This window comes from Bacillus cereus group sp. N12 (genome assembly GCF_016483575.1).
Lineage (GTDB): Bacteria > Bacillota > Bacilli > Bacillales > Bacillaceae_G > Bacillus_A > Bacillus_A toyonensis.
This window is the reverse complement of record NZ_JAEHBO010000135.1, coordinates 1-7986: the sequence shown is the minus strand read 5'-3', so window position 1 is coordinate 7986 and position 7986 is coordinate 1. Positions and strand designations below refer to the sequence as shown.

Sequence of the window (7986 nt, the reverse complement as noted above, 5' to 3'; positions counted from 1 at the left end):
AGCTTCGTCGGCAGCGTCAGATGTGTATAAGAGACAGATATATATCAGGGCTATTTTCTTTATAGGAATTCCTTAACCATCATGGAATACTGTTAATACAGTATACAAATATGCATATTGTTTTTATTTGGATTTTTTGTATGTTAAAATTAAATATAGGAATTTTTGTATATAATGAGCAGGAATATTCAATGAATTTTGCGAGGTGTTATATGTTTACAAATAAGAAATTAATTCGAATGTGCCTAACGTTATTTGTATTTTTAAGTATAATTAGTTTTACAATCGGTTATTTTCAAGCTTATCTTGAATCGGCAGCAGATATTAAATGGGTAATGCCAGAAATTTGGAAAACTATTTTAATAGATGTTCCTCAAGGTATACTTGTTCTTTTAGGTGCAATCGCTTTGTATGATTTCACAAAAGAGACATCCAAGAAAGACGCATCAATCTAATTACATCCTTCTTCAATTAACAATTACATGACAGTCGTCTTGCAAAAAGCCCTGATCGGGCTTTTTTTATATGCAGGAATTTTCTAAACATCATGGAATACTGTCACTAGGAGGTGTCGTGACATTATGGCGGACGAGATTGTATATTCTGCTAGTGAAGTATACAAACGACTAGGAATAAGTGATATCTTGTAAAATAATGATAAAATATAAGCCTAATATGTTAATGGGGTGTATAAATTGAGTAATGAACATGAATCAATTATGGTCATAGATGTAAGCAACATTTATAATGCAAAAGAATTGCATTTACTTCTTAAAGAGAAGCTCGAGTTTCCTGATTTTTACGGGGGAAATTGGGATGCCTTTTGGGATTGTATTACAGGATTTGTGTTTCTTTTGCCAAACAAAATGATTTTTGACGGATGGTCAAAGTTAGAAAAAAGGTTACCGAGAGATACAAAAATAATGAAAGAGTGTCTTCTTGATTATAACAAAGAGGATAGAAAAGACCCTGAATGGATAAGCGAATTCCTATTTAATTAAATAACAGGAAATATTTGTGATGTGACTAATAATCTTAATATAGAATAAGAGGCTCTAAATGGGGCTTTTTTCTTTGCAGGAATTTCGGGATGAGGTTGCTGCTGTGAAAGAGAAGAAGCCATGGTGGAAGTTTTGGTGAGAACAAGGTGGTTCCCTTGTGAGAGTAGGGGACTTCCTTATCCTTGCTATCGATAATGATGCGTTATGTTAAACCCACTGAAAAAAGTATATTTTAAGTAAAGCATTAGGAGGGACGTACTTATGTCTAATGAAATTTTGCCTTTTACTGTAAGAATAGCTACTGCAGAAGATTTTTGGGATATATCAAATATAAACAAGCAAGTTCAACAGTTACACATAGAGGGAAGACCAGATATTTATTCTGATACTTCAGCTTCTTTGGATCACAATGCATACGAAGAATGGCTTATGGATACAACCATAGAGATATTTGTAGTAGAGGACAATAATAAAGAGATTCTTGCTTACATAATCTTAGATATTAAAGAACCATCCGAAAATCCAAAGTTAGTTGAGCGAAAAGTACTCTTTATCCGCAATATTGGTGTAAGCGAAATATGTAAAGGAACTGGAATCGGAAAAATATTAGTACAAAAAGCATTTGAGTATGCTAAAGAAATACAAGCAACAAGCGTAGAATTAAATGTTTTAGAATTTAACAAGAAGGCTATACGATTCTACGAAAAACTTGGGTTTAAAACACAGAGTAAGCAAATGGAATTTGTATTACCTGATGCTTAAAACTACTTCTCCTTATACTACTTGTAGCTTTGATATGGTGGTTTATTTGCAAGGGCAAAGAAAAAATCGATACATAGAATTTTTACCAGCTTTGATTGATATCGCGACCCTAAGCAAATTGTGTTTAAATCATTAGAAATGGAGCATCCTGATGGGTGCTTCTTTCTTTTGGAATAGAAATCCGCGTGTTAACTATATTTTATATATAATTAATAATTACGGTGCATGAAATTTTATAGAGCGGACAGCTATGAGTTTACATGTAATAAAAATAGGGAAGAATCGCATGTTAGAGTATTAATTAAAAGTATTTACTATTATACAAAAGGAGGGGGGTTATGAACGCATTTTTTAAAGAGTGTAAACGGTCCTTAAACTTGTTAGGAGCTGCCAATACATATTTAGATAGCTTATTGCAAACTAAAACGTATCTGCAGCTCCTAATACTAATCTTATTTTGTATCGCTGTTATTCTTTTGGCACAAGATTACACGAACCTTCATAATAAGTCCCATTACTTCAATTACAACCTCTTTAATATTGTCTGGAAGCTCATTTGGACTACTCCACCTTTCTATATATAATTATAACCGGATGCAATGTTTAGCTATCATCGGTATACCAGCTATTGCTCAAATGATTTTCTTTCTAGTATTTAAAAATATCCATATGGGATATTTACTTCACTTCAATTACAATATAATTAGTATACTTTTTAACTACATAGCTTCTATTTAAAATATTTTATAAATAAAAACAAAAGAAAAGGTACCCCTGCTGCAAGGTACCTTTTCCAAGGGGTATAACTCATTACCTAAGCGGTCGTTGGTTAAGTTTACCGCTTAATCTATTACATGAGTTATAATTTTATTATACATTGATCATAACAAAAATATTATCAATGGTGAAATTAACTTTAATTATTTATCATTTTAGGGGTAACACCACATGCTCATCAAGCTAACATTTTGAAGTGCCCCCAAAGTGAAAATTTCATCTTTTCATAGGTGTCCATAAGAATTGAGCCCATTTTTTACATTTTGGGGGTATTTGTATTTCTTAGCTTGATAGCGATGGAGCGTGTCCCCTTTTAGAACAAAAAAATAGGATTCCCCTGGCCAGGAGAATCCTATTATATACCTTAAAATTATAATAGATAATGGCATAAATAAATTATTTTATCAAGTGAAAATCCGTGATCACAGCTTTTTTCGTACCAATATTGACACCTAGCAAGCGTTAAATGGATAAAAAGGCTTTTCTTTAAGTAGCTCAAAAAAGAAGGAATTCTTGCCGTACCCCTTTTTGAATTCCGTTTCTATAACTTGGGAATCCCATGATTATGGAAAAATTCTATAATCCTACTTATTTGAATGCTTTTCCGGTGGGATATTCCGCTGCAACTCATTAATAAATTTATAAGTTAATGGAGCTTTTTCTTCTAACTCAGCCTTCGTGTCTGGACCAGCATAAAAATAGGCAAAGGCTTCGGCGAAATATTCTTCCTTGTAATCGAAATATGGATTGTCATTAAAATCATCATGCTCCAAAGCGTGAATTTCAGTAAACTTATTTGAATAACTAATATTGTCAAATACATAACAATCAATGGAATGGGCTGTTTCATGCAGCTCAAGGCTTACAGAACTATGCATCTTTTTATAGCTGTAACCGATTCGAGCAACAACCGTCTGCCCACCTGCACCTGGCACATCATCCCACGTATATGGAGTATGTTCCCATCCCCTAGGAACGGTTCCCCTTAAATATTCATACTCCGGCAAATCAGTAAGAGGGAAATTAATCAGTTTAACTTGAACTCCCTGTTTATGCATGGTAATCAATATATTAGTTGGGATGCTCCAGAGACGATTAACCATATTTCGGGTCTCTTTACGATCAAATTCACCCTTTGTTTCAACCGACACAACCCTTTCAAGAACATTGTTCATTTTAAGTGATTGGGTAGTTCCGGATTCTCCAAATGCAGCAGTAGAAAATGAGAATGTTAAAACTGTGGTCAATAATAACGCGGAAAATGCTTTTTTCAATAAGTTCCTTTTCATAAGCTCCTCCTAAATTTAGTATTTTATAGTTAAATATTTGACAATTAATTCTTTTTCCCTTTATAGGGTACGACACATGCCCATCAACTTAAGAAAACAAATCCACCCCAAAACGAAAAAAGAGCTTTTTTATTACAAGTTAGGACAAAATCGCGTTCTGGGAGAGTTGTATTTTCTTAGATTGATAGCGATGAGGTAGCACCACATGCCTATCAAGCTAAGGGGGACAAGAGGGTATATGTGAATGTGTTTTTTCAAATTTTTACGACTACACTAAAGGTGTGCATAACAAATAAACCTATTAAATAGGTGTTTTTTTATATATTATGCAACTTGGAAACCTTGTGACAACGTACAATCATACACAACACCTAAGATATCAAAGACTGTTTTCTTTTCATACCGGTGAGATTTTCGTCCGTTTTTTTCTAACTGGTAAAACAAACGCAATAAAATTTTTATTAATTCATGGATGCCCTTCTTTAGTCCCTCATAAAACAATAGATAATAATTCTTTATCATATAGATGGATTTGTATTTTGCCGTTAAGTGCTTTTGGACAAGGATCGGGTTCGATGGGACTACCTGGGGATTTCACCCCGCCATCAAGGTTTGTACGGGCAGCATTGGGGAAACAAAATATTCAAGTTATAGATAACGAAGAAGAGGGGGTATCGGCCATATTTCACATCTTATCAACTTGCGAGGTTCCAAAAGGTGGAGTGATAACGGACGAAGGTATATTAGATAATACCATCTATACAAGTGCAATGTGTATGGAATCCGGTACATATTATTACCATACCTATGATTGTAGACAAATTATAGCTATTCATTTATTTCATGAAATTTAGATACAGAAGAAATAAAAACATATTCCTTCCACAGGAAGCAGAAGATATTTTATGAAAACTAATTAGATTTAGAAGAGTATTTAAAAAAGCAAACTTAATTAAGTTTGCTTTTTTATAATAGACGATACCCCGTTACCATCAACCTAAGAAAATAAGTCACCCCCAAAACGATTAAAATAAATTTCAGATCTATAAAAATATAAAATTTCCATTTAGAGGGTACTTTAAAATCTTATCTTGATAACAAAACATCTCCATATATATATAATGTTTTTAACTAAAATAGGTCGCCAGTCATTACAGTCATAAACTCCTTAAAAAACTGTTCATAATTCATCTGTACTGCAATCCTATGTTTTGGACGATTACCGAATGTTTCTGGTTCAAAGGTAGATCTAAAATCTCCTATACTTTGTCCTCTTACAGTATCAAGTACATTAACTGTCACTGCTGATTGATGGTACGTAAAAATATCATCACGATTAATCGCAATTAAAGTAAGTGCATCATGAACCGGGCTACCTTGTATTCCAGGGACTTTTTTTTGATAAAATTGATAATAGTAATAGTCTAAAAGAGGCTTTAAAAATTTAGTTTTCCCTTTAGAGTGGATATAATTGACCATTTCCGGTGTTACAATAGCCGATTGTGTAACATTCAAAGGATAAATTGATAGATTCTTTGCGTATCTCATTACAATATTGGCTGATCCAGGATCGCCATAAAAGTTAGCTTCAGCAATGGGAGTAACATTTCCTGGATATAGAAAAGCTCCTCCCATAATATAATAAGAATGTACATATTCCATCACATCACCATAAAGGAGAAATAAAGTTGCAAGTGAAGTTAGCCGTCCGGTATTCACGATAATAAGTTCATTTTTATGCTGCTTAATAAGTGTGAGAACCTCAAAAAAATTCTCAAATGTCTGAATCTCTAGTCCTGGATAAATGGGCCCTATCCCAAATTTACCGTGAACTTCTGGATAAAAAGTTTCAGCTTCTGAAGACATGGAATGCTCCGCCCCACCAAAAACTTTTACATATTCTTTTCCTACACTTTTAAGTAAAAAGCGAACATTTCTAACAACTTCAGCTTTAGGTACGTTCCCATAGTCTGCAACAATTCCTATAACATCAATTTTATCTGTCAAATGCGCGTATATGATAGCTATCGTATCGTCAATTCCGAAATCCCCAAAAAACAGTACTTTTTTCCCCATACAATGCTGCTCCTTAATTTTACTAATTTTTAAAACGGATCATAATTATGTATCGTAGGATAAGATTGTTCTCGTGTTTTTTTGTAAAACGGTATATGAATGAACTCATCAAGTTAACATACACTTTCGTCAATAATGAGCAAATTCCTTTTGTATGAAATGAAATAGTATGGAATTACTAACCTTAACAAGTTTTTTCTGATATCCTATACTCATTTTGTGGTCCTCAAAATGAATAAATTACATTATTCTTTCTGTAGAATTATAGGTAAGGAAAACGTATTTTTGCTATATGGGGTAGCACCACATCGCTATAAAGCTAAGAAATAAAAAATACCTCCAAAACGAGAAAAATGAGCTGAAGGCTCTTAAATAGCTATTTAGAGATAAGGCGATGTTTTAGGAATTTTTAAAATATTAACTTGAATAGCATATGTACTACCGACAAAACGTTGATATTGTGTATTATCAAGATCTAAAGTATAAATATCCTTACGAAGTATAGAAAAGTACATATTAGACACGAGCGATCTGTACTCTCCTTATATCAAATTAAAGAACTTGATAGATTAATGATAAGAAGCATAATAAATCTACTCTCTAATAATAATTGTATAGTTTATATATTAAGATGATTTTTTCTTTTATTAGATAACTTATACTTAATAGTTTTAAAAAGGTTACACATCACTTGTATACTAAAGTCATTTATCTTATTCGATATTTGATGACCACAATTGTACTCTATTTTTAGCATTGTTTATTTAAAATCTGTTTAGACAAGAGAATTTTCTAATTCTCTTGTCTAGGAGGCAGGAGCATATTTTGTAATGCTTTTCCAAATAAATTTAAGGGCATATGTTCTTCGTTAATATAATAACATAAGGACATACCATTTTCTAAGGAAAGAATAGTCCATGCCATTTCATCAGCAGATAGAGCAGATTCATTCTCATTCTCTTTTGACATTAATTTCTCAATCGCTTTGGAAATTTGTTCTACCGATTCTGTTATCATATTCGACCATTTATGGCGCACCGATTCTTCACGCATCGCATAAAGGAGAAACTCCATGTTAAGCATGCTCCATGTTCGATTTTTTTGTCTACTTGAATGGGAATGTTGATCCAAAATTCCGATGAATTGTGATAATGAATGCTGTTGGTCTATTATTTGATGGATGTTATGCACGTGTAAATGCATTTGTTTTTCCAAGATGGCTAGAAAGAGTTCTTCTTTGGAATTAAAATGAGCATAAACAGCTCCCTTACTAAAACCGGCATACTCTGCAATTTTATCAACAGAAGCTCCGTGAAAGCCTAATTGAGCAAAAACCTCAACAGCTGATTCTAGAAGTAATTGCCGTGTTTCCTTTTTTCTTTCCTCTTGAGTTAATCTTCGTCTGATCATTTCTCCTCCTCCGTATCTTGACAATTATACTTTATAGAACTAATATACCATATAGTATATAAAATCTATATGGTATATAAATTACGGAAGGGATCTATGTATTAATTAATCAGTAATAATGTCATTTTAGATTAGAGTATGAGAATTGTAGATAATCTAGTAAAAGGAGAGACGAGAAATAATGCAAAAAATAGAGACCCCTAAAATACCAAAACAGACTCCGGCAAAAATTTTAGCGCAAACAGTTAAAACCGGGATTATTAAATCAAACCTGATTCCAATGTTTGCTGGATTGACATTGGCATTATATACATATCAGATTAGCTTGCTTGGGAAACTTCCTGAAATTATATTTACTTTGATTGGCTCTATTTTAGTGATGGGTGCAGCAGGAGCTTTTAATAACTTGTATGATCGTGATATTGATTCTATTATGGAGAGAACAAAAAATAGACCCACTGTGACAGGAGAAATAAAACCGAAAACTGTATTATGGCTAGGAACTTTAATGGCCATCTTGGGATTGTTTTCTCTTGCACTAACAACTCTTCTAGCAGCATTCTTAGGATTTTTAGGCTTATTTTTTTATGTAGTCCCATATACAATGTGGAGTAAAAGAAGAACAATTTATAATACAGAGGTTGGAAGTATTTCTGGAGCAATGCCTCCTC

Annotated in this window: 7 protein-coding genes and 2 pseudogenes; 5 read left to right on the top strand and 4 right to left on the bottom strand. The window is 33.0% G+C overall.

Features of this window, described 5'->3' with window-relative positions:
• Positions 1-191: 191 nt before the first annotated feature.
• From JDS92_RS28875 to JDS92_RS28865, 3 genes are all read left to right on the top strand, one after another.
• On the top strand, positions 192-455 hold the full coding sequence (locus tag JDS92_RS28875) for a DUF3937 family protein (RefSeq protein WP_199632968.1): 264 nt from the start codon (positions 192-194) through the stop codon (positions 453-455).
• A 240-nt stretch (positions 456-695) separates the two neighbouring features.
• Complete coding sequence (locus JDS92_RS28870; protein ID WP_199632967.1) at positions 696-1001, top strand: barstar family protein; 306 nt, start codon at positions 696-698, stop codon at positions 999-1001.
• 261 nt (positions 1002-1262) lie between these two features.
• Positions 1263-1763, top strand: a complete 501-nt coding sequence (locus tag JDS92_RS28865) for a GNAT family N-acetyltransferase (protein WP_199632966.1) — start codon at positions 1263-1265, stop codon at positions 1761-1763.
• 1361 nt (positions 1764-3124) lie between these two features.
• On the opposite strand, the gene JDS92_RS28860 is transcribed toward JDS92_RS28865, so the two are convergent.
• Positions 3125-3829, bottom strand: a complete 705-nt coding sequence (locus tag JDS92_RS28860) for an anthrax toxin lethal factor-related metalloendopeptidase (protein WP_199632965.1) — start codon at positions 3827-3829, stop codon at positions 3125-3127.
• Positions 3830-4153: 324 nt separating this feature from the next.
• Positions 4154-4387: pseudogene (locus tag JDS92_RS28855) on the bottom strand (IS4 family transposase); the annotation flags it as partial.
• Between JDS92_RS28855 and JDS92_RS28850 the strand changes: the two are divergent.
• A pseudogene (locus tag JDS92_RS28850) lies at positions 4369-4745 on the top strand (linear amide C-N hydrolase); the annotation flags it as partial. The pseudogenes JDS92_RS28855 and JDS92_RS28850 sit on opposite strands and share 19 nt — an antisense overlap.
• Positions 4746-4960: 215 nt before the next feature.
• On the opposite strand, the gene JDS92_RS28845 reads toward JDS92_RS28850, so the two are convergent.
• Both JDS92_RS28845 and JDS92_RS28840 read right to left on the bottom strand, forming a co-directional pair.
• The gene (locus tag JDS92_RS28845; RefSeq protein WP_199632964.1) at positions 4961-5905 is read right to left on the bottom strand and encodes a nucleoside hydrolase; all 945 of its coding nucleotides are present in this window, start codon (positions 5903-5905) and stop codon (positions 4961-4963) included.
• A 792-nt stretch (positions 5906-6697) separates the two neighbouring features.
• Positions 6698-7315 (bottom strand): TetR/AcrR family transcriptional regulator, encoded by a 618-nt coding sequence (locus tag JDS92_RS28840; RefSeq protein WP_199632963.1) that lies wholly within the window; start codon positions 7313-7315, stop codon positions 6698-6700.
• Positions 7316-7496: 181 nt separating this feature from the next.
• On the opposite strand from JDS92_RS28840, the gene JDS92_RS28835 reads away from it, so the two are divergent.
• A partial coding sequence (locus JDS92_RS28835) for a UbiA family prenyltransferase (RefSeq protein WP_199632962.1) occupies positions 7497-7986 on the top strand: 490 nt, incomplete at its 3' end.